18 protein-coding genes are annotated in these 20,641 nt (G+C 54.7%); 9 read left to right on the top strand and 9 right to left on the bottom strand.

What is annotated here, in order from left to right:
• Positions 1-8: 8 nt before the first annotated feature.
• A complete protein-coding gene (locus CUN67_RS30780) occupies positions 9-56 on the top strand; it encodes a spot 42 RNA, inhibition of DNA synthesis (protein ID WP_071892919.1) in 48 nt (15 codons plus the stop codon).
• An 84-nt stretch (positions 57-140) separates the two neighbouring features.
• Here CUN67_RS30780 and yihA read toward each other — a convergent pair whose 3' ends face one another.
• Positions 141-782 (bottom strand): ribosome biogenesis GTP-binding protein YihA/YsxC, encoded by a 642-nt coding sequence (yihA, locus tag CUN67_RS19865; RefSeq protein ID WP_208716956.1) that lies wholly within the window; start codon positions 780-782, stop codon positions 141-143.
• Between the two features lie 621 nt (positions 783-1,403).
• On the opposite strand from yihA, the gene yihI reads away from it, so the two are divergent.
• Both yihI and hemN read left to right on the top strand, forming a co-directional pair.
• Positions 1,404-1,922: a Der GTPase-activating protein YihI gene (yihI, locus tag CUN67_RS19860; protein WP_208716955.1), complete on the top strand. Its 519-nt coding sequence runs from the start codon at positions 1,404-1,406 to the stop codon at positions 1,920-1,922.
• A gap of 236 nt (positions 1,923-2,158) precedes the next feature.
• A complete protein-coding gene (gene hemN, locus CUN67_RS19855; protein WP_208716954.1) occupies positions 2,159-3,532 on the top strand; it encodes an oxygen-independent coproporphyrinogen III oxidase in 1,374 nt (457 codons plus the stop codon).
• 36 nt (positions 3,533-3,568) lie between these two features.
• Here the strand turns inward: hemN and glnG are convergent, their stop codons facing one another.
• The 3 genes from glnG to glnA all read right to left on the bottom strand — a co-directional run bounded on the left by glnG (position 3,569) and on the right by glnA (position 7,706).
• Positions 3,569-4,978, bottom strand: coding sequence for a nitrogen regulation protein NR(I) (glnG, locus tag CUN67_RS19850; protein WP_084878044.1), 1,410 nt, complete (start codon positions 4,976-4,978; stop codon positions 3,569-3,571).
• Positions 4,979-4,985: 7 nt separating this feature from the next.
• Positions 4,986-6,035, bottom strand: coding sequence for a nitrogen regulation protein NR(II) (glnL, locus tag CUN67_RS19845; protein WP_013511065.1), 1,050 nt, complete (start codon positions 6,033-6,035; stop codon positions 4,986-4,988).
• Positions 6,036-6,296: 261 nt separating this feature from the next.
• On the bottom strand, positions 6,297-7,706 hold the full coding sequence (glnA, locus tag CUN67_RS19840) for a glutamate--ammonia ligase (RefSeq protein ID WP_084878041.1): 1,410 nt from the start codon (positions 7,704-7,706) through the stop codon (positions 6,297-6,299).
• A gap of 444 nt (positions 7,707-8,150) precedes the next feature.
• On the opposite strand from glnA, the gene typA reads away from it, so the two are divergent.
• The 5 genes from typA (at position 8,151) to fabY (ending at position 13,063) form a co-directional block, all read left to right on the top strand.
• A complete protein-coding gene (gene typA, locus CUN67_RS19835; protein WP_208716953.1) occupies positions 8,151-9,971 on the top strand; it encodes a ribosome-dependent GTPase TypA in 1,821 nt (606 codons plus the stop codon).
• A 181-nt stretch (positions 9,972-10,152) separates the two neighbouring features.
• Complete coding sequence (gene yihX / locus CUN67_RS19830; protein ID WP_208716952.1) at positions 10,153-10,749, top strand: glucose-1-phosphatase; 597 nt, start codon at positions 10,153-10,155, stop codon at positions 10,747-10,749.
• Between the two features lie 3 nt (positions 10,750-10,752).
• Positions 10,753-11,622: a virulence factor BrkB family protein gene (locus tag CUN67_RS19825; protein WP_208716951.1), complete on the top strand. Its 870-nt coding sequence runs from the start codon at positions 10,753-10,755 to the stop codon at positions 11,620-11,622.
• Positions 11,619-12,056 (top strand): D-aminoacyl-tRNA deacylase, encoded by a 438-nt coding sequence (dtd, locus tag CUN67_RS19820; protein ID WP_084878032.1) that lies wholly within the window; start codon positions 11,619-11,621, stop codon positions 12,054-12,056. The genes CUN67_RS19825 and dtd overlap by 4 nt, the downstream gene beginning before the upstream one ends.
• A 59-nt stretch (positions 12,057-12,115) precedes the next feature.
• Positions 12,116-13,063: a fatty acid biosynthesis protein FabY gene (fabY, locus tag CUN67_RS19815; protein ID WP_084878029.1), complete on the top strand. Its 948-nt coding sequence runs from the start codon at positions 12,116-12,118 to the stop codon at positions 13,061-13,063.
• Positions 13,064-13,100: 37 nt separating this feature from the next.
• Here the strand turns inward: fabY and CUN67_RS19810 are convergent, their stop codons facing one another.
• The 3 genes from CUN67_RS19810 to CUN67_RS19800 form a co-directional block, all read right to left on the bottom strand.
• Entirely contained in the window at positions 13,101-14,780 is a 1,680-nt protein-coding gene (locus tag CUN67_RS19810) for an AsmA family protein (protein ID WP_208716950.1), read from the bottom strand.
• A 119-nt stretch (positions 14,781-14,899) separates the two neighbouring features.
• Positions 14,900-16,288, bottom strand: coding sequence for a nucleobase:cation symporter-2 family protein (locus CUN67_RS19805; protein WP_208716949.1), 1,389 nt, complete (start codon positions 16,286-16,288; stop codon positions 14,900-14,902).
• 92 nt (positions 16,289-16,380) lie between these two features.
• Complete coding sequence (locus CUN67_RS19800) at positions 16,381-17,316, bottom strand: quinone oxidoreductase family protein (protein ID WP_208716948.1); 936 nt, start codon at positions 17,314-17,316, stop codon at positions 16,381-16,383.
• 70 nt (positions 17,317-17,386) lie between these two features.
• Between CUN67_RS19800 and CUN67_RS19795 the strand changes: the two genes are divergently transcribed.
• On the top strand, positions 17,387-17,872 hold the full coding sequence (locus CUN67_RS19795; protein ID WP_208716947.1) for a MarR family winged helix-turn-helix transcriptional regulator: 486 nt from the start codon (positions 17,387-17,389) through the stop codon (positions 17,870-17,872).
• Here CUN67_RS19795 and recG read toward each other — a convergent pair.
• Together recG and trmH are read right to left on the bottom strand one after the other, a co-directional pair.
• Entirely contained in the window at positions 17,869-19,947 is a 2,079-nt protein-coding gene (gene recG / locus CUN67_RS19790) for an ATP-dependent DNA helicase RecG (protein WP_208716946.1), read from the bottom strand. The genes CUN67_RS19795 and recG overlap by 4 nt on opposite strands.
• Positions 19,944-20,639, bottom strand: a complete 696-nt coding sequence (gene trmH / locus CUN67_RS19785) for a tRNA (guanosine(18)-2'-O)-methyltransferase TrmH (protein WP_208716945.1) — start codon at positions 20,637-20,639, stop codon at positions 19,944-19,946. Before trmH ends, recG begins: the two co-directional genes overlap by 4 nt.
• Positions 20,640-20,641: the final 2 nt, after the last annotated feature.

Genomic DNA, 20,641 nt, shown 5'->3' with positions numbered 1-20,641 from the left:
GAGGTAAGATGTTCTATCTTTCAGACCTTTTACTTCACGTAATCGGATTTGGCTGAATATTAGCCGCCCCAGTCATTTATGACTGGGGCGTTTTTTATTGGGCTTTATCTGAAAAAGCGGGTGATTAACCCGCAGGCAGGTTATGCCGTGGTGTCGTCGCCTTCACCTTCTTGTGCCGGTTCCAGCTCGTTAAACCAACTATCCAGTTTATCGCGCAGTTTATCGACGCCCAGTTTCTTCAGCGAAGAGAACATCTCCACCTGCACATCGCCCTGAAAGGCCAGTGATGCTTCGCGCACCATATTCAGTTGTGCTTTACGCGCGCCAGAAGCCAGTTTGTCGGCTTTGGTCAGCAGCAACATAACCGGGATTTCGCTCTGGACCGCCCATTCAATCATTTGTTGGTCGAGATCTTTTAACGGATGGCGGATATCCATCAGTACCACCAATCCCTTCAGTGCCTGGCGTTTTTGCAGATATTCACCCAATGCGCGCTGCCATTTGCGCTTCATCTCTTCCGGCACTTCGGCGTAGCCATAACCCGGTAAATCCACCAGACGTTTGCCTTCCGTCACCTCAAACAAGTTGATGAGCTGAGTGCGCCCCGGCGTTTTACTGGTACGGGCCAGGCTTTTCTGGTTGGTCAGGGTATTCAGCGCACTGGATTTGCCTGCATTCGAGCGACCAGCAAAAGCCACTTCAATACCGCTATCTGCGGGTAAGTGGCGAATATCCGGGGCACTGAGGATGAAATGGGTGACGTGATAATTCAAAGCAGACAAAGTAAAACTCCGGCAAAGTGATTCGGGCAATTGGGCAGAGTATACCTGTTATGGCGCAAAAGTGCCCGATGGCGTCTTAACGCGCCATTTTGTAAGAGATGTGTGATAAGTGCTGCCAGTCATTACCTACTCCCTTTACCTGAAGGTAATTTTTTATTCATTAAATTCAAATGATTATAAAATACTCTGCCTTTTCCTCTACAAATTAAAGAAGAGTCTTACTTGTTCATTTTACCGAGTAGTCTACATTTGGTGTCAGTGCAAGGTAGCACCCATCAGGACGATGTGCTCAGGAGTGTCGGGGGTGACGAGGAGCAGGCAGGAAGCGATTCGGAGAGAAATCGGAAAAGGACAGGGAAATTCGCAGGAGCGATTTGGCGAGGGAGCAACCGGGACGTTGTGAGCCATAATGGATTTATCTCGTGTTTCCTTCGTATGAAGGTGCGAAATAAGGCGACAGCATAGGCTGTCGCCTTTTTTCTTTGTCTGCTTTCTGCTAGATTTCGCCGCAATTCTATACCTTAAATCATTCGGGCGGTGGGAAGGCGAAAAGCGCACTCACCACACCAGCCCGTAATATGGCGGGTATATACTGATTAAAAATTGCCGAGACCCAACACCATGAAGCAACCTGCACAACCAACACGCGGTAAACCCGCCGCTAAAGCGAAACGTAAATCGCGTGAAGATTTGAATATCGAAGCGCGCGACCGCAAACGTGATAAAAAGCATCGCGGCCATGTTGCTGGCAGCCGTGCTAATCCAGAAAAACAGGCCACGGGTAGTGGTCAGGCTAAAAAAGCTCAGGATCCGCGTCTTGGCAGTAAAAAGCCGGTGGCCTTAGTGGCCGATGGACAAACATCCGTGGTGAAAAAGCCGACACCTAAGCCGAAAGCGGAAAAAGTCCGTCTTACCCCGCAGGAAGAATTGGCGAAACTGGAAAATGATGAGCGTCTGGATACCTTGCTGGACCGTCTGGAAAGTGGTGAGACCCTGAGTGGCGAAGATCAGGCCTGGCTGGACGAAACCCTGGATCGCATCGATGAGCTGATGGAAACGCTAGGTATCGCGCTTGATGATGATGCTGACGATGATGAGCAGGCAGAAGAAGATATGATGCGCCTGCTGAAGGGTAAATAAGCCCCATTTTGATCGGCATGCGTATTCACGCATGCCACGCTAATCAGGTATTCACCGATGTTTTGGCCTGGATCAATTTTAGCGCTGCTGCTGGCATGTTATCTAATCAGCTTATTGTTTAAACTACGCCGCCTGTCGCGTCTGAAGTCGCGTTTACATCGGGTTTCTGTGCGTCACCCTGTTCACTCTTCTGCTTCGCGGCCCGCCTTCAGACGACGTCACCGTAAGGAGTGAGCATGTCATCGCAGCAGATTGAGTGGGATCAGCGGCTGATTGAAAAATACAATTACGCCGGTCCGCGCTATACCTCCTATCCTACCGCGCTGGAATTCAGTGAAAATTTTGACGAAGCCGATTTTCAGCAGGCGGTGACGCGCTATCCTGATCGGCCGCTCTCACTGTATGTTCATATCCCGTTTTGTCATCGCCTGTGCTACTTCTGTGGCTGCAATAAAATCGTGACGCGTCAGCTGCACAAAGCCGATCGCTACCTTGATGTGCTGGAGAAGGAAATTAAGCAGCGTGCACCGCTGTTTGCGGGCCGCAGCGTCACCCAGCTGCACTGGGGTGGCGGTACGCCAACCTTCCTTAATCAGCAGCAGGTAAGCCGGCTGGTGGGCTTGTTACGCAGCCATTTTACGCTGGCTGATGACGTGGAGATGTCGATCGAGGTCGATCCGCGCGAAATTGAGCTGGAGATGATCGATCATCTGCGCTCGCTGGGTTTCAATCGTCTCAGCATGGGCGTACAGGATTTCAATAAGGTGGTACAGGAGAAGGTCAATCGCGTGCAGGATGAGGCGATGATCTTCGCGTTGATGCAACGTGCGCGTGACCAGGGATTACGCTCAGTCAGCATCGACCTGATCTACGGTTTGCCGCTGCAAACGCCAGAAAGCTTTGCCTTTACCCTGCAACGTGTTGTTGCCCTCAATCCCGATCGCCTCAGCGTGTTTAATTATGCGCATATGCCTGCGCTTTTCGCCGCGCAACGCAAAATCAAAGACGATGAGCTGCCCAGCGCAGCGCAGAAACTGGAAATTTTACAGCAGACCATCGCCACCCTGACTGGCGAAGGTTATCAGTTTATCGGTATGGACCACTTCGCGCGTCCCGACGATGAATTGGCGGTGGCCCAACGAGCAGGTGAGTTGCACCGCAATTTTCAGGGGTATACCACCCAGGGTGACACGGATTTACTGGGGCTGGGTGTGTCGGCGATTAGCATGCTGGGTGACAGCTACGCGCAGAATCATAAAGATCTGAACACCTGGTACGCCAGCGTTGAGGAACAGGGTAATGCGTTGTGGCGCGGTCTGACCCTGAGTGAAGATGATTGCCTGCGTCGTGATGTGATCAAGACGCTGATTTGCAACTTCGCACTCGACTACGCAGCTATTGAGGCACAATGGCCAATCGTTTTTAAGCGCTATTTCGCGGATGATTTGGGCTTACTGGCACCGCTGGTGGCAGATGGCTTGCTGGAGCAGCATGAGGGCGGTTTACGGGTTACCGGCATTGGTCGCCTGCTGATACGCAATATTTGCATGTGTTTTGATGTGTACCTGCGGCAAAAGGCACGCCAACAGCAATTTTCACGCGTGATATAAAACAACAAAGGGAGCAAGCGCTCCCTTTTTACCCGTTTATTCCATCCCGAGTTCTTTCAATTTGCGCGTCAGGGTATTACGCCCCCATCCCAGCAAACGTGCCGCTTCCTGTTTATGGCCTTGCGTATGGCGCAACGCGGTGGTGAGCAGGGTACGCTCCATCTCCGGTTGTGCTTCAGATAACAGGTTTTGATGACCGGAACGCAACGCACGGTCCGCCCATTGAGCCAGCAGCGTAGCCCAGCTATCCGGCAGCGATTGCACCGGGCTTTCTGGTGCGCTGGATTCAAACAGCTCCGCGGGGAGATCCTGGATCAACACTTCCTGGCCCGCCGCCATCACTGTCAACCAGCGACAGGTATTTTCCAGCTGGCGCACGTTACCTGACCAGTGCAGACGGGTCAGCGCAGCCTCGGTTTCAGGATGCAGAATCTTCGCTTCCACACCCAGCTCACGCGCAGCTACCTGCAGGAAATAGCGTGCCAGGCGTGGAATATCTTCACGACGCTCACGCAGTGGTGGCAGGTGGACACGAATAACGTTCAGACGATGGAACAAGTCTTCACGGAATTTGCCTTCCTGAACCCGCATTTCCAGGTTCTGGTGGGTTGCCGCAATGATACGGACATCCACTTTCACCGGCGCATAGCCACCCACCCGATAGAACTGACCATCGGCCAGTACGCGCAGCAGACGCGTCTGCACATCAAGCGGCATGTCGCCAATCTCGTCAAGAAACAGCGTGCCGCCATCGGCCTGCTCAAAACGTCCCTGGCGGATCTGATTGGCACCGGTAAATGCACCTTTCTCATGACCAAACAGCTCGGACTCAATCAGATCTTTCGGTATCGCCGCCATGTTCAGCGCGATAAAGGGGGCTTTAGCGCGTGGGCTGTGGCGATGCAGGGCATGTGCCACCAGTTCTTTACCGGTACCCGACTCACCATTAATCAGCACGCTGATGGAGGAGCGCGACAGACGGCCAATAATGCGGAACACGTCCTGCATTGCCGGGGCTTCACCGATAATATCGGTGGTTGGGCCGCTGACCGGCTGATTGCGCGGCTGCTGTTGCTCCTGATAATGGCTGATAGCGCGTTCTACCAGCGCAACCGCTTCATCAATATCGAATGGCTTTGGCAGGTAATCAAATGCTCCCTGCTGATAAGCGCTGACGGCGGCATCGAGGTCCGAGTGCGCCGTCATAATGATGACCGGCAGCATCGGATGACGCTGTTTAATTTGTTTAAGCAGCGCCAGCCCATCCATGCCCGGCATGCGAATATCTGACAGTAAAACATCTGGGGTTTTGGTCGAGAGCGCTTCCAGCACTTCGTTGCCGCTGTCAAAAGTTGCACAGCTCAAACCGGCTCCAGTGAGCGCACGTTCAAGCACCCAGCGGATGGAGCTATCGTCATCGACGATCCAGACTATCCCTCGTTGCATAGAAACCTCACTGGCGAATAGGCAGGTAAACCGAGAATTCGGTGTGACCAGGCCAACTGTTAAATTCTATTTTTCCTGAATGCTGATCGATCAGACTGCGCGCAATCGACAGACCTAAACCGGTGCCGCCTTCGCGCCCACTCACCATCGGATAGAACAGCGTATCCTGCAGTTGAGCCGGAATGCCTGGGCCGTCATCTTCAATATCGATGCGTGCCACCAGGCGATATCGTACCCCGTGCAGCGTTAACTGGAACGCGGTGCGGGTGCGGATAATAATCGTGCCGCCTTCTTCACCCAACGCCTGAAGCGCGTTGCGTACTACATTCAGCAGAACCTGCTCAATTTGATCCGGGTCGTGTGGCAGTTCCGGCAGGCTGGGGTCGTAATCACGCACCAGCGAAACATTATCCGGCAACTCCATCGAAACCAGATTGACCACGCGCTCAGCCACCTGATGAATACTTTGGGTGACATGTAAACCGGGCTGTTGCGGGCCAAGCAAACGATCGACCAGATTTCTCAGGCGATCGGCCTGCTCAATAATGACTTTGGTATATTCATTCAGCGAAGGGTCGGGCAGGGCGCGGGATAATAACTGCGCGGCGCCACGTAAACCTCCCAGCGGGTTTTTAATTTCATGCGCCAGACCACGTACCAAATCGCGGGCGGCGACCTGCTGAGCATGCTGAATTTGTTCCTGGCTGAGACGACGCTGATTATCCATCGGCGCCATTTCCAGCAAAATCAAGCCATCGGGCAGACGTTGAGCCGTGAGCGACATAATATGCGCGCGGCCATCTACCACTAAGGTCACTTCGCTGTCGGTAAAGCCCTGGCCAGCCTCAAGACTCTCGCGCATCACCTCAATATTCAGCGAAAAATAGCCGGTTAATTCAGGTAACGGCGTGCCGAATAATTTCCTTGAACTTTGCGCCAGTAATTGCTGTGCTGCCGGATTGGCGTAATGAATTACCAGTTCATTATCGACCAGCAAAATACTGTTTATCAGGGAATTGAGAATCTGCCCCGCATCGGGCAGCGTGCCAGTTGCCATACAGCGTTCCTCTGCACTAATTCAGTGCATTATAGCCTTTGGTGGTAAAACCCGTCATTTGAACGATGAATTCGTGGAGAAAAAAGCCCATCCGGAGATGGGCTGAAAGTTTCCACGGCAACAAAAAATCTTCTGCGTCTTTCGTGCCGCAGCCGCGTTGGCTGCCCTCACTCACCCGGGTCACTGAGCTGTCTCAGCTCCCCGGGATTCTTTCAGTTGCCGCCTGGCTGCAACACGAAATCCGCCGAATATTCCATAGGATTAAACGCTGTAGTACAGCTCAAACTCTACCGGGTGCGGAGTCATGCGAACGCGGTCGTTTTCAGACTTACGCAGTTCGATGTACGCGTCGATAGCGTCATCAGTGAACACGCCACCACGGGTCAGGAACTCGCGGTCTTCGTTCAGGCAGTTCAGCGCTTCTTCCAGTGAACCAGCCACTTTTGGAATCTCAGCTTCTTCTTCCGGCGGCAGGTCATACAGGTTTTTGTCCATCGCATCGCCAGGGTGGATCTTGTTGATGATGCCATCAAGGCCAGCCATCAGCAGTGCGGTGAATGCCAGGTACGGGTTAGCAGCCGGGTCCGGGAAGCGCGCTTCGATACGACGAGCTTTCGGGCTGGCAACAACCGGGATACGGATTGAAGCAGAACGGTTACGGGCTGAGTAAGCCAGCATTACCGGCGCTTCGTAGCCTGGGACCAGACGCTTGTAAGAGTTGGTGGTCGGGTTAGCCAGGGCGTTGATGGCTTTAGCGTGTTTGATGATACCGCCGATGTAGAACAGAGCAGTTTCAGACAGGCCGCCGTATTTGTCGCCAGAGAACAGGTTCACGCCGCCTTTAGAAAGAGACATGTGGCAGTGCATACCTGAACCGTTGTCACCAAACATTGGCTTCGGCATGAAGGTTGCAGTTTTGCCGTAAGCGTGAGCAACGTTGTGAACAACGTATTTGTAGATCTGAATTTCGTCAGCTTTTTTGGTCATGGTGTTGAAGCGGGTAGCCACTTCGTTCTGACCAGCAGTTGCTACTTCGTGGTGATGAGCTTCAACCACCAGACCCATTTGCTCCATAGTCAGACACATGGCAGAACGGATGTCCTGAGCTGAGTCGACCGGAGGAACCGGGAAGTAACCACCTTTGATACCCGGACGGTGACCTTTGTTACCGCCTTCGTATTCTTTACCGGTGTTCCATGCTGCTTCGATATCGTCGATAGCAACATGTGAACCCGAAGTTGAAGAACCGAAACGGATGTCATCGAACAGGAAGAATTCCGGCTCAGGTCCAAACAGTACGGTATCAGCGATGCCAGAAGAGCGCAGGAAATCTTCAGCGCGCTTGGCGATTGAACGCGGGTCGCGATCGTAGCCCTGCATGGTGCCTGGCTCAAGGATGTCACAACGGATGATCAGCGTCGGGTCTTCGAAGAACGGATCCAGAACAGCAGTAGTTGCGTCCGGCATCAGCACCATGTCTGATTCGTTAATGCCTTTCCAGCCACCGATGGAGGAGCCATCGAACATTTTGCCTTCTTCGAAGAAGTCAGCGTTAACCTGGTGAGCAGGGATAGTAACGTGCTGTTCTTTACCTTTGGTATCGGTAAAACGCAGGTCAACAAACTTAACTTCGTGCTCGTTCATCATCGAGAGAACGTGTTCAGCGGACATACTCAACTCTCCTGGAAATTGTCATTGTCGTCGTGGTGAGAGAACTTCGTTGCCTGGAATGTGCCATGGTTTCTGACATCTCCTAACCAAAGATCTCGGCAAGCTCTTCAACCGTTGTGCAACTGTCGTTTTCGCTTGAAAATACTAAAGCGAATTCTGTGCCAACTTTTTTATTACAGGTAAAATCGTGCTGTGGTGCGCCCTTTAGTGAGTCGGCGGCTGCACCAGGATGGATTGCATGCACCTTAATGGTGCCTTGCTGGTGAATTTGAGCACCATTGTGGTGCAAAACGCCATCGCAGTGCAGATTAATGCACCGCAATTGGTGCTAAAAACCAGCACTTCAAGAAACTTTAGGCGAAATCTGTGATCATGTTCAGTCTTCCGCTTAATCCGTGTACAATACCGCGTTATTTCTATTTCTATAATGCCTGAGGCAAAGCTGTGACCGAAAATTTGCGTAACATCGCCATCATCGCGCACGTTGACCACGGTAAGACCACCCTGGTTGATAAACTGCTGCAACAGTCCGGTACTTTCGACGCCCGTACCGAAGCGACTGAGCGCGTAATGGACTCCAACGATTTGGAGAAAGAGCGTGGAATTACCATCCTCGCAAAAAACACCGCCATCAAATGGAATGATTACCGTATCAACATCGTTGATACCCCGGGACACGCCGACTTCGGTGGTGAAGTTGAGCGCGTAATGTCCATGGTGGATTCGGTGCTGCTGGTTGTCGATGCGATGGATGGCCCGATGCCGCAAACCCGCTTCGTAACCAAAAAAGCCTTCGCCCACGGCCTGAAGCCGATTGTTGTTATCAACAAAGTTGACCGCCCTGGTGCGCGTCCGGATTGGGTGGTGGATCAGGTATTTGACCTGTTCGTTAACCTCGATGCGACTGACGAACAGCTGGACTTCCCGATCATTTACGCTTCAGCGCTGAATGGTATCGCGGGTCTGGACCACAATGACATGGCTGACGACATGACCCCGCTGTATCAGGCGATCGTTGACCGTGTTTCTCCGCCGCAGGTTGAAGTTGAAGCACCGCTGCAGATGCAGATCTCTCAGCTGGACTACAACAACTACCTGGGTGTTATCGGTATCGGCCGCATCAAACGCGGTAAAGTGAAGCCGAACCAGCAGGTTACGATCATTGATAGCGAAGGCAAAACCCGCAACGGTAAAGTCGGTAAAGTGCTGGGCCACCTCGGTCTGGAACGTATCGAAAGCACCGTTGCTGAAGCTGGCGATATCATTGCGATCACCGGTCTGGGTGAGCTGAACATTTCTGACACCATTTGTGACCCGCAGAATGTTGAAGCGCTGCCTGCCCTGAGCGTGGACGAGCCGACTGTTACCATGTTCTTTAACGTAAACACCTCACCGTTCTGCGGTAAAGAAGGTAAATACGTGACTTCGCGCCAGATTCTGGAGCGTCTGAACAAAGAACTGGTACACAACGTGGCACTGCGTGTTGAAGAAACTGCTGACGCTGATGCGTTCCGCGTTTCTGGCCGTGGTGAGCTGCACCTGTCAGTGCTGATCGAAAACATGCGTCGTGAAGGTTACGAGCTGGCGGTATCCCGTCCGAAAGTTATCTTCCGTGAGTTCGAAGGTCGTAAGCAGGAGCCGTTCGAGAACGTGACCCTGGACATCGAAGAGACCCACCAGGGTTCTGTGATGATGGCGATGGGTGAGCGTAAAGGCGACATGAAAAACATGGATCCGGATGGTAAAGGCCGCGTGCGTCTTGACTACGTGATCCCAAGCCGTGGTCTGATCGGTTTCCGTAACGAATTCATGACCATGACTTCAGGTACCGGTCTGCTGTACTCCACCTTCAGCCACTATGATGACGTTCGTCCGGGTGAAGTGGGCCAGCGCCAGAACGGCGTACTGATCTCCAACGGTCAGGGTAAAGCGGTAGCCTTCGCCCTGTTCGGTCTGCAGGATCGCGGTAAGCTGTTCCTGGGTCACGGTGCGGAAGTTTACGAAGGCCAGATCATCGGTATTCACAGCCGTTCTAACGACCTGACTGTAAACTGCCTGACCGGTAAAAAACTGACCAACATGCGTGCGTCAGGTACTGATGAAGCGACGACTCTGGTTCCGCCAGTTAAGATGACGCTTGAGCAGGCTATCGAGTTTATCGATGACGATGAACTGGTTGAAGTAACTCCGCAGTCAGTACGTATTCGTAAACGTCATCTGACCGAGAACGACCGTAAGCGTGCGTCTCGCGGCAGCAAAGACTAAGCGAAACTGTCTGAATCTTAAGCCCCGCATGCGGGGCTTTTTTCTGCCTGCAATCCGCAACAACCCTCAATTCCTGCAAGTTGATCCCGCTTCCGGTTTGCCAATTTAGCCCGCACCATCGCTGTTCAGCCTCCATTTTTGCCGCTAGAGTGAATGATCCAGGGAATATAAAGGAGGCGTCATGCTCTACATCTTTGATTTAGGCAATGTGATTGTTGATATTGATTTCAACCGTGTGCTCGGCGTCTGGAGTGACCTTGGGCGCGTTCCACTGGCGATGTTACAAAGCCGCTTTCGTATGGATGAAGCTTTTGAACAACACGAACGGGGTGAGATCAGCGATCAGCATTTCGCGGCCCGTTTGTGCGACCAGCTGGATATTGCGCTCAGTTATGAACAGTTCACCACCGGCTGGCAGGCGGTGTTTATTGATGTCCGTCCGGACACGCTGGCGGTGATGAATAAGCTGCGTGCGGATGGTCATCGTGTGGTGATCCTTTCTAACACCAATCGCCTGCATTATGAGTTCTGGCCGACGCAATATCCCGAGGTGCAACAGGCAGCGGACACTCTCTATATGTCGCAGGATGTCGGTATGCGCAAACCTGAGGCTCGTATCTATCAGCATGTCCTGGAGAATGAAGGTTTTACCGCTGATCAGGCGGTGTTCTTCGATGATAACCACGCCAACATTGAGGCCGCGCGCCTGCTTGGCATTGATAGCGTGCTGGTTACCGACAATAAAACCGTGCCCGCCTGGTTTGCAGGCCGTCTCTGACTGATGCTGATACGACATCTGCGCCACTCCTCGCACGCATTTCTCCTGTGGGTAAAGCTGCTGTGGCGGCGCATTGATGAAGACAACATGACGACGCAGGCGGGCAATCTTGCCTACGTCTCTTTGCTGGCACTGGTACCTCTGGTTGCGGTGGTGTTTGCGTTGTTCGCCGCATTTCCGGTGTTCTCCGACATTAGCGAGCAGCTGAAAAACTTCATCTTCACCAACTTCATGCCTGCGGCGGGCAACACCATCCAGCGCTATCTGGAACAGTTCGTCGCCAACGTGAATAAAATGACCGCGGTGGGGGCGGTAAGCCTGATCGTCACGGCGTTGCTGCTGATGCATTCAGTCGATAGCGCGCTAAACGTCATCTGGCGCAGTGATAAAAAGCGGCCGGTGGTGTATTCGTTTGCCGTCTACTGGATGATCCTGACTCTCGGGCCGCTCCTGGCGGGGGCCAGTCTGGCCATCAGCTCTTATCTGCTGTCGTTGCGCTGGGTAAACGTCTCGGGCGTCAATAGCCTGATAGAGCAGGTACTACGTATCTTCCCTTTACTCCTCTCGATTCTCGCCTTCTGGCTGCTGTACAGCATCGTACCAACACGCCGTGTCCCTGCGCGCGATGCGTTGGTGGGGGCGGTGGTAGCCGGCCTGCTGTTTGAGCTGGGCAAAAAAGGCTTCGCGCTCTATGTTACGATGTTTCCCTCGTATCAGTTAATTTACGGGGTGCTGGCGGTAATCCCTATTCTGTTTCTATGGGTTTACTGGACCTGGTGTATTGTGTTGTTAGGTGCAGAAATCACCGTCACGCTGGATGACTATCGTCAGTTAAAACAGCGGGAACGAGAAAAAGAACGAGAGGAAACATGATTGCTTTGATTCAACGCGTCAGTCGCGCCAGTGTCAGCGTCGACAGCGCGATTGTGGGAGAGATTGGTGCCGGTTTGCTGGTGTTGCTGGGTGTTGAAAAGGGCGACGATGAAAAAAAAGCACAGCGATTGTGCGAGCGCGTTCTGGGTTATCGCATCTTCGGCGATGAGAACGACAAAATGAATCTCAATGTGCAACAGGCGGGTGGCAGCGTGCTGGTGGTATCACAATTTACGCTGGCAGCCGACACGCAAAAAGGCATGCGGCCCTCCTTTTCTGGTGGTGCGGAACCGGCTGAAGCCGAGCGCCTCTATGACTATTTTAGTGCGTGCTGCCGTGAGCAGGGCGTGACAACAGCCAATGGCCGCTTTGCTGCCGATATGCAGGTAGCGCTGGTTAACGATGGTCCGGTGACCTTTTGGTTGCAGGTGTGAGATTTTCAGCCGAGCGGCAAGGGATCAGCCACGTAAGCTCCGAACGAGAGAATCACTTTATGTATCATCTTCGCGTACCGCAAACTGCTGAAGAACTGGATATGTACTACCAGTTCCGCTGGGAAATGTTACGTAAACCGTTGCGTCAGCCGCAGGGTTCCGAGCGGGATGCCTGGGATGCGTTGGCTCATCATCAGATGGTGGTGGATGAGCAGGGCAAGCCTGTGGCGGTCGGGCGGTTATATATCAATGCTGAAAATGAAGCGGCGATCCGCTTCCTCGCTGTGCATCCGTCGGTGCAGGGCAAAGGCCTGGGAACGCTGGTGGCGATGACGCTGGAGTCGGTGGCACGCCAGGAAGGGGCAAAACGCGTCACCTGTAGCGCGCGCGAAGATGCCGTCGAGTTCTTCGCCAAGCTGGGCTTCGTCAATCAGGGGGAAATCACGGCACCGCAAACCACGCCGGTACGTCATTTTCTGATGATCAAACCGGTGGTGACGCTGGACGATATTCTGCATCGCGCCGACTGGTGTGGGCAGCTGCAGCAGGCCTGGTATGAGCATATTCCGCTGAGTGAAAAGATGGGTGTGCGTATCCTGCAATATACCGGACAGAAGTTTGCCACCACCATGCCGGAAACCGGTAACCAGAACCCGCACCATACCTTGTTTGCCGGTAGCCTGTTCTCGCTGGCTACGCTCACTGGCTGGGGCTTGATTTGGTTGCTGCTGCGCGAACGTCATCTGGGCGGCACCATCATTCTGGCCGATGCGCATATTCGATACAGCAAACCGATCAGTGGCCGTCCGGGTGCGATCGCTGATCTAGGCTCGCTGAGCGGCGATCTCGATCGCCTGGCGCGTGGACGCAAAGCGCGCGTGCAGATGGAAGTTGAGCTATTTGGTGATGAGGAGCTGGGCGCGGTATTTGAAGGGGTGTATATCGTGTTACCTGCCGATCCCCAGGGGCCACTGGAAGAGGGTGGCTCCGGCGCGCGTATTGATTAGCGCGTAGCGGCGCGATGTATCGCGCCGCAATGGGAGATTACTGAACCTGCCCGGCATGCATGGTCTGCTGCACTGACTGGGTATCCGTCGTTACCGACAGAGTGCCATTGATGCTCGGGCGCAATGGCGACGTTGCGTTCAGTGAACCATTCACCTGAAGCAACAGGTTGCTATTGCCATTCAACGACAGCGCTGGCCAGCCCCAGTTTTCCAGGATATTCGCCGGAACCGCCTGCCCTTTCAGATGCAATGTCAGCGGACGCTGCGCCTGTTGGCCGACAGTCGCCGTGCCCTCCAGTAAGCCGCTGCCGTTAAAGGCGCTCATCTCACTGACCTGAATTTGCTGATCGTCTGCGCTCAGGCTAATCGACGGGTGGCGTAAATCGGTGCGGTTAAAGGTGGCCTCGGCGGCGTTGAAACTGGCTTTACCCGCCCAGATCCCCCATTGTTGCTGACGTGCCAGCAACAGGTTTTCGCCACTGCCGTCCAGCGCGGTCATCTGGAACGGAAATGCCGGATTGATATCAATGATCAGGTTACGGTTGGCCGTCACGCGTTTCAGCAGCACGCTATCGAGCCAGGACGGCAAACTCTGTTGCCAGCGGTCGCGCCAGTTCTGCGGCAGCGTATATTCCAGCCCGGCCACCGCCAGTTCATCCAGGGTCAGACGTTTATCGCTTCGCGTCCAGTTACCGCTGGCGCGTATTACGCCATTGGCCCAGCGTGAACTGAATTGCGTGAGGGCAATGCCTTGTGGTGAAAAGTCGGCATTGACGATGGGATCGTTCAGCTCAAAGGCACCGTTAATAAAGTTTCCGGCGTTCATCGCCAGCGAACCGTCATCGCTCTGCCAGTCATTACCGCGCCAGGTCAGGTTTTTCAGGGTTAAATCGAGGTCCGTCACCGCCCAGTCTGGTCCCTGCAAGCGCGCATCTGTCATATCGAGGCGATTAATTGTCACCGATGGCACGTCACTGATAGGGTTGAGGAAATCGAGCAAGCCTTTATGGGTTTGCAGGCGGATATCATTGAGGCGCAGCTGGTTAATTCTCCAGTTGCCCTGCGCATCGCGCTCCGCATCACCGGTCATCGATCCGCGCGCCAGATCGGCACCGATATTACTCAGCACCAGGCGGTGCTGTGCCACATTCCCCTGCAACAGCACATTATTACCGCGTACGCCATCCAGCGTCATTTCACCGGCACTCATCTGGAACTGTGCGTCGTTGCCGAGCATATCGCGGGCCGTCGGCTTCCACGGCAGAACACCACCGTTTACTTTGCGCGCAAACATCGGTAGCGCACTGCCTGGGCTGTCGATCCGCATGTTATTGAGTTGCAGGCGATTGGCTTGCATCGGCAACGCGCTATCCGGGGTCAGGTTAGCCAGGTTAATTTCGCCATCACGTAATTCAATGCTGCTGAAGTGCAGCGGATCGCTGAACTGCACCAGTGCCAGACCGAGATCGACGCGTTTGGCGACCAGCACAGCGGGCTGGCCGTCATGACCGAAGCTAAAGTCATCAAGGATGATGTGCGAAGGCGCAGAGAAGTTATGTTCGATTTTGCTGAGGGACAGATGCCAGTCAGTTTTGTCACTCACCCAACGGCTAAACCAACCTGCACCCCACTGTGTTTGCAGCAACACATACAGGATGACAAAGGCCAGCAGAATTAGCAGCAGTAAGGTAAGGAAAAACTTTCCAAGAAATTTCATCGCATCCATCCCGATCTTTTATCCGGTAAGATGCTGTTATGCCTGAATTACCGTTGCAGCTCAACAGCCTGGATGTAAAAGCGGATAAATATCAGGCAGGCATCAGCCTGCCCGGAAGATTACTTTTCCTGTGGGAAGATAAGGTTAAGCACGATAGCGGTGATACCACCCGCAGCAATACCCGAGGAAAGCAGGGTTTTCAGCCAGTCTGGTGCGAACTGCAGAATCAGTGGCTGCTGTGAAACGCCCAGGCCCACCGCCAGTGACAGCGCGATAATCATAATGGCGCGACGATTTAGCGGTTCGCGAGAAACGATGCGTACACCGGATGCGGCAATTGTACCAAACATTACAATGGTCGCGCCGCCCAGCACCGGCTCGGGGATGTGTTGTACAAAGCCACTGACTGCCGGAAACAGGCCGAGCACAATCAACATCAGTGCGACCACAAAACCGACATAGCGGCTGGCTACGCCGGTCAGCTGGATCACGCCGTTGTTCTGGCCAAAGCAGGAGTTTGGAAACGTATTGAACAATGCCGATACAAAAGAGTTGAGGCCATTCGCCAGCACACCCCCTTTCAGGCGTTTCATGTACAGCGGGCCGCTCACCGGTTGTTCAGAAACATCGGACGTGGCGGTGATATCACCTATGGTTTCCAGTGAGGTCACCATAAATACCAGCATTAACGGAATCAGCAGATTCCAGTCAAAGCCGAGACCGTAATAAAGCGGAGAGGGTACCGAAACCAGCGCCTGATTGGTCGGGGTGGTATTTTCCGGCAGCATCCCCAGCGCCCACGCCAGCAGATAGCCCACCGCCATGGCAATCACCAGTGAGGCGACGCGCAGATACGGATTACGCTGGCGATTCAGCAGTATGATCACCAGCAGTACCGCACCGGCCAGCAGCAGATTTTTCGGCGCGCCAAAACTATGGTCGTTCATCGCCGCAAAGCCACCGCCGATAGACGTTAATCCGACCTGAATCAGCGACAGGCCGATGATCATCACCACAATGCCCGATACCAAAGGCGTGATAATGCGGCGCGCCAGATGCAGCACGCGCGACAGCACCATCTCGGTACAGGAGGCCACCATCAGGGTACCGAACAGTGCGGCCATCATGGTGGGCACATCGGCTCCGCCATTTTTCAGCGCCATGCCACCCATAATCAGCGGGGTCACAAAGTTAAAACTGGTACCCTGAATCGACAGCAGGCCCGATCCGACTGGCCCCCAGGTTTTAATTTGCAGCACAGACGCCACACCCGAGGCGAACAGCGACATGCTGATAATGTGCTGCGTATCCTGCGCGGGCAAACCCAGCGCCTGGCAGATCAGTAATGCCGGGGTAATCACCGCCACAAACATCGCCAGCAGATGCTGACAGGCAGCAAACAGCGTTTGCGGTAGCGGTGGACGGTCTTCAAGACGATAAATCAGTTCACTTTTTGCCGCGGTTGCGGCACTGGCAGGCTGGCGGGACTCAGCGGTATTGACGGACATGGTGGACGTTCTCAATCACAACAAAGGGGCAATTTTAAACCGATGCCGAATGAAAGCAAACGTTTGCAAAACCCCTTTTCACTTCCCGATCGTCAGAGGGTAAATACCGTGCGGCAGCGGCTGTCATCTTCACGCCATGCGTCGTGCACTTCACTCAACGGACGCATCTGGAAGGGAATGGAGAAATCGCTCTGCGCAGCTGCGGTCAGCAACTCACCGATACAGGCCACCAGTTCTGAGTGGGACACACTGCCAAGGCCGCTCCCCATCAGAGTCAGCCCTGATGAACGCAGTAATTTACTATGCAGTGGGATCTCCTGACCGCTCAGCGAACCAATCTGCACAAAACGCACCACCTTCTCACCACCGGCGACGGCCGCCTGCATGATATCGAGCGCGCTCTGGCCCCAGAGATAATCCAGCACCACATCGATGCCTTCCGCCATCAGCGCTGGCAGCGCTGTCGGCAATGAATCCAGCGTCAGGGTGATATCCGCCCCCTGGGCGCGCAGCTGCTCCAGCGCTTCGCGATTGCGCCCGGTGGCGATGATTTTCCCGGCTCCCAAATGGCGGGCGATGCGCACCGCCAGTCCACCTGAGGTCCCTGTTGCACCGTTGATCAGCACCGTTTCGCCTTGCGCAAGCTGCGCCCGGCGCGTTAAGGCGGCCCAGGAAGACATTCCGGGGTTGGCAAGTGCAGCGGCCAGCACCGGGTCCAGGGTCTCTGGTAGCGGCACGATACTCTCGGCCGACACCTGAGTTCTCTCCGCCATGCTGCCCCAGGGGGCATTAAACGCAAGGAAATACACCGGGTCACCATTGCTGAGGTAGCCGGTGCCATCAATGCCGGTGATAAACGGGTACTGCATCGCTGAGCTGTAGTGCGTCCCTGCGGCCCGCGATTTGGCCAGCTGGCTGATGGCTGCGGCTTTGACCGTCACCACAACCTGGTTTTCATCAGCCTGAGGTTCAGGGAAATCACCGTACACCGGCAGTTCACCCGCCGCAGAAACGATCGCTGCTTTCATGTTTTCACCTTCAGTTAATCGGGATATATGTGTATTATGCACACAATAAGCTTGCCTCGGGATAGCGTCAATGGAAAGTGTGCAAAATACACATAATATTGCAGCCTTCGATGATCTGCACAACGCGCTGCTGACAATTGTTGGCACCTTCAATCGCCCGCAACGCGATGAGTTACTGATAAAAGAATCCAATATTCAGCTGGATAGGGCGTTGTTCCCGTTACTGGTGCAGATTGGTCGCTTTGGTCCGATAGGTGTGGTTGAACTGGCTGACCGGGTTGGCCGTGACTACACCACGGTAAGTCGTCAGGTGGCGAAACTTGAGGAGATCGGGCTGGCACAGCGGCAGAAAAGCGCCAGGGACAAGCGTGTGAATGAAGCGGCTATCACGGCGGCAGGGAAAGCGATGACCGATAAAATCGATGCGGCGCGTGCGAAAATTTACGGCGAGGTGTTTCAGGCGTGGCAGGACAATGAACGCGCTGAACTGGCGCGACTGTTGGGTAAGTTTGTCGCCGATTTCACCACGCTGGATCGTGGCAAAAATGCGGGTTAAGCGTTGCTGTAGCGCTCGGTCTCCGGCAGCCAGCGTTCAATCAGCGCCTGAGCCTGCTCAGGATAATGCTGGTGGATATGACGTGCCACGCGCTGAACTTCGGGGATCATGCTTTGATCGCGCAGTAAATCGGCCACTTTAAACTCGGCATTGCCGGTCTGACGTGTGCCGAGCAGTTCGCCGGGACCGCGAATCTCCAGATCATGCTGGGCGATAACGAAACCATCGTTGCTGTCGCGCAGCACCTGCAAACGCTTCTGCGCCGTTTTGCTGAGCGGTGCTTTGTACAACAGCACACAATGAGAGGCGATCGCACCGCGTCCGACGCGTCCGCGTAGCTGGTGCAGCTGCGCCAGACCAAGGCGTTCCGGGTTTTCGATAATCATCAGGCTGGCATTGGGGACATCCACCCCGACTTCAATCACCGTGGTGGCTATCAGCAACTGGATTTCGTTGGCTTTAAACGCCTGCATCACCGCCTGCTTCTCAGCCGGTTTCATGCGACCATGAACCAGACCAACCTGCAACCCAGGCAGCGCAATTTTCAGCTCCTGCCAGGTCGCTTCAGCGGCCTGCGCTTCCAGCAGCTCGGATTCTTCAATCAGCGTACAAACCCAATACGCCTGTCGGCCTTCATGGCAGGCGCTTTGTACGCGCGCAATGATCTCGTTGCGACGGCTGTCCGGGATGGCGACAGTGGTGACCGGCGTGCGGCCTGGTGGCAGCTCGTCAATGGTCGACGTATCGAGATCGGCATAAGCAGTCATTGCCAGGGTACGTGGAATGGGGGTGGCGGTCATGATCAGCTGGTGCGGATGAAAACCCTGCTCCTCGCCTTTTTCCCACAGCGCCAGACGCTGGTGCACACCAAAGCGGTGTTGTTCATCAATGATCACCAACGCCATGCCGCTGAACTGTACCTGTTCCTGAAACAACGCATGAGTGCCGACCACCATCGCCACCTGGCCGCTGGCAATGGCCTCCTGCTGCGCCTGACGTGCCTTGCCTTTTTGCTTGCCCGCCAGCCAGCCCACTTCAATACCCAGTGGCGCGAACCACTGGCGAAAGTTATTGGCGTGCTGCTCAGCCAGCAACTCGGTGGGGGCCATCAGCGCCACCTGCTTGCCATAAGCGATGACATTCAGCGCCGCAAGCGCGGCAACCAGGGTTTTACCCGAGCCAACATCGCCCTGCACCAGTCGCATCATCGGGAAGTCGTGGGCCAGATCGCGCTCAATTTCTGCCACCACCCTCTGCTGCGCTCCGGTTGGGGAGAAGGGCAGTGCGGCCAGCAGTTTATCCACCAGCTGATGATTGGCCGGCAGCGGCAACGCGTGATGGCGTTGTGCGCCAGCTCGCACCGCCAGCATGCTGAGGTTATGCGCCAGCAGTTCTTCCAGAATCAGACGACGTTGTGCCGGATGACGCCCCGTTTCCAGCTCGCTCAGACGCAAATCCGGCGGCGGGCGATGCAGGGTGCGCAAGGCATCCGGCAGGCTGATTAACCCGCCGCTGAGTTCTGGCGGCAGCAACTCGGCGATGGGGCAGCTTTCCAGCAACGTCAAAGCCTGGTCGGTCAGATTGCGCAGTGTCGCCTGACGAATGCCTTCGGTGGTGGGATAAACCGGCGTCAGGGTTTCCTGTAATTCCACGCCACTGTGCTCACCCTGGATACGGTATTCAGGATGGATAATCTCTGCGCCACGCTGGCCCCGTTTGATTTCACCATAAGCAGTGACACGGCGGCCCGGCGACAGGCTGTTTTTCATTCCGGCGTTAAAATTGAAGAAGCGCATGGTCAGCACACCGCTGCCATCGCTGATTTGGCACACCAGCATACGACGGCGGCCAAAGGTGATCTCACTGTGCAGCACTTCACCTTCCACCGTGGCCCAGATGCCCGGTAGCAGGTCATTAATACGGTAGAGTTGGGTGCGATCTTCGTAACGCAGCGGCAGGTGCAGCAGCAGATCCTGGATGGTGAACAGGCCAAGTTTGGCCAGTTTCGCCGCCTGGCTGGCGCCGACGCCGGCCAGGGTACTGAGCGGGATGGCATCCAGCAGACGGCCTTTCATTTTTTACCCGTCGCTTGCATGGTCGCCCACCATCCGGCATCGGCTTCGACTTCGCCAGCATCGTTGATGTGCGGATAGGGCAGACCTTTTTGCTTTGCAACGCGCGCCAGCACCGGATAGCCACCTTCAAACAGCAAACGCTGCTGTTCCTCTTCATCCAGCAAACTATAAGTACGCTGGTACATACCGGCATTTTGCCGCTGGCGTTGCGCTTCATACAGAATCAACGCTGAAGCCACCGACACGTTGAGCGACTGCACCATGCCGACCATAGGGATGATGATGTCCTGATCGGCCAGCGCCAGTGCCTCTGCGGTGATACCGGTTTTTTCCTGGCCCATCAGAATACAGGTGGGTAGCGTGTAATCGATCTCACGAAAATCGACTGCTTTGGCTGACAGATTGGTCGCCAGCACCTGCATTTTTTGTTCTTTGAGATGGGAGACTGCTTCGGCGATGTTACGGTGAGTTTTCACCTTCACCCAGCTATTGCTGCCTGCGGAAGCTGACACCATGGTACGCATACGCACGCTGGGCCATACCGCATGCACTTCATGGATACCCACGGCATCGGCAGTACGGATCACCGCCGAGACGTTATGCGGCTTATGCACCTGTTCCATGCAGACGGTGAGATCGTGCTGGCGCAGGGCCAGCATCTCGCGAATACGAGCAAAACGTTGAGCGTTCATGC

This window comes from Pantoea cypripedii (assembly GCF_011395035.1).
In the GTDB taxonomy this organism is placed as follows: Bacteria; Pseudomonadota; Gammaproteobacteria; order Enterobacterales; family Enterobacteriaceae; genus Pantoea; species Pantoea cypripedii_A.
This window is presented reverse-complemented; position numbering and strand designations above follow the sequence as displayed.

Excerpts from the sequence above, each read along its gene's own strand:
- CUN67_RS19810 (WP_208716950.1), bottom strand. The coding sequence starts at position 14,780 with ATGAAATTTCTTGGAAAGTTTTTCCTTACCTTACTGCTGCTAATTCTG.
- CUN67_RS19800 (WP_208716948.1), bottom strand. The coding sequence starts at position 17,316 with ATGAAAGCAGCGATCGTTTCTGCGGCGGGTGAACTGCCGGTGTACGGT.
- glnL (WP_013511065.1), bottom strand. The coding sequence starts at position 6,035 with ATGGCAACTGGCACGCTGCCCGATGCGGGGCAGATTCTCAATTCCCTG.
- CUN67_RS19825 (WP_208716951.1), top strand. The coding sequence starts at position 10,753 with ATGCTGATACGACATCTGCGCCACTCCTCGCACGCATTTCTCCTGTGG.
- yihI (WP_208716955.1), top strand. The coding sequence starts at position 1,404 with ATGAAGCAACCTGCACAACCAACACGCGGTAAACCCGCCGCTAAAGCG.
- glnA (WP_084878041.1), bottom strand. The coding sequence starts at position 7,706 with ATGTCCGCTGAACACGTTCTCTCGATGATGAACGAGCACGAAGTTAAG.
- CUN67_RS19805 (WP_208716949.1), bottom strand. The coding sequence starts at position 16,288 with ATGTCCGTCAATACCGCTGAGTCCCGCCAGCCTGCCAGTGCCGCAACC.
- trmH (WP_208716945.1), bottom strand. The coding sequence starts at position 20,639 with ATGAACGCTCAACGTTTTGCTCGTATTCGCGAGATGCTGGCCCTGCGC.
- recG (WP_208716946.1), bottom strand. The coding sequence starts at position 19,947 with ATGAAAGGCCGTCTGCTGGATGCCATCCCGCTCAGTACCCTGGCCGGC.
- dtd (WP_084878032.1), top strand. The coding sequence starts at position 11,619 with ATGATTGCTTTGATTCAACGCGTCAGTCGCGCCAGTGTCAGCGTCGAC.
- CUN67_RS19795 (WP_208716947.1), top strand. The coding sequence starts at position 17,387 with ATGGAAAGTGTGCAAAATACACATAATATTGCAGCCTTCGATGATCTG.
- fabY (WP_084878029.1), top strand. The coding sequence starts at position 12,116 with ATGTATCATCTTCGCGTACCGCAAACTGCTGAAGAACTGGATATGTAC.
- yihX (WP_208716952.1), top strand. The coding sequence starts at position 10,153 with ATGCTCTACATCTTTGATTTAGGCAATGTGATTGTTGATATTGATTTC.
- hemN (WP_208716954.1), top strand. The coding sequence starts at position 2,159 with ATGTCATCGCAGCAGATTGAGTGGGATCAGCGGCTGATTGAAAAATAC.
- glnG (WP_084878044.1), bottom strand. The coding sequence starts at position 4,978 with ATGCAACGAGGGATAGTCTGGATCGTCGATGACGATAGCTCCATCCGC.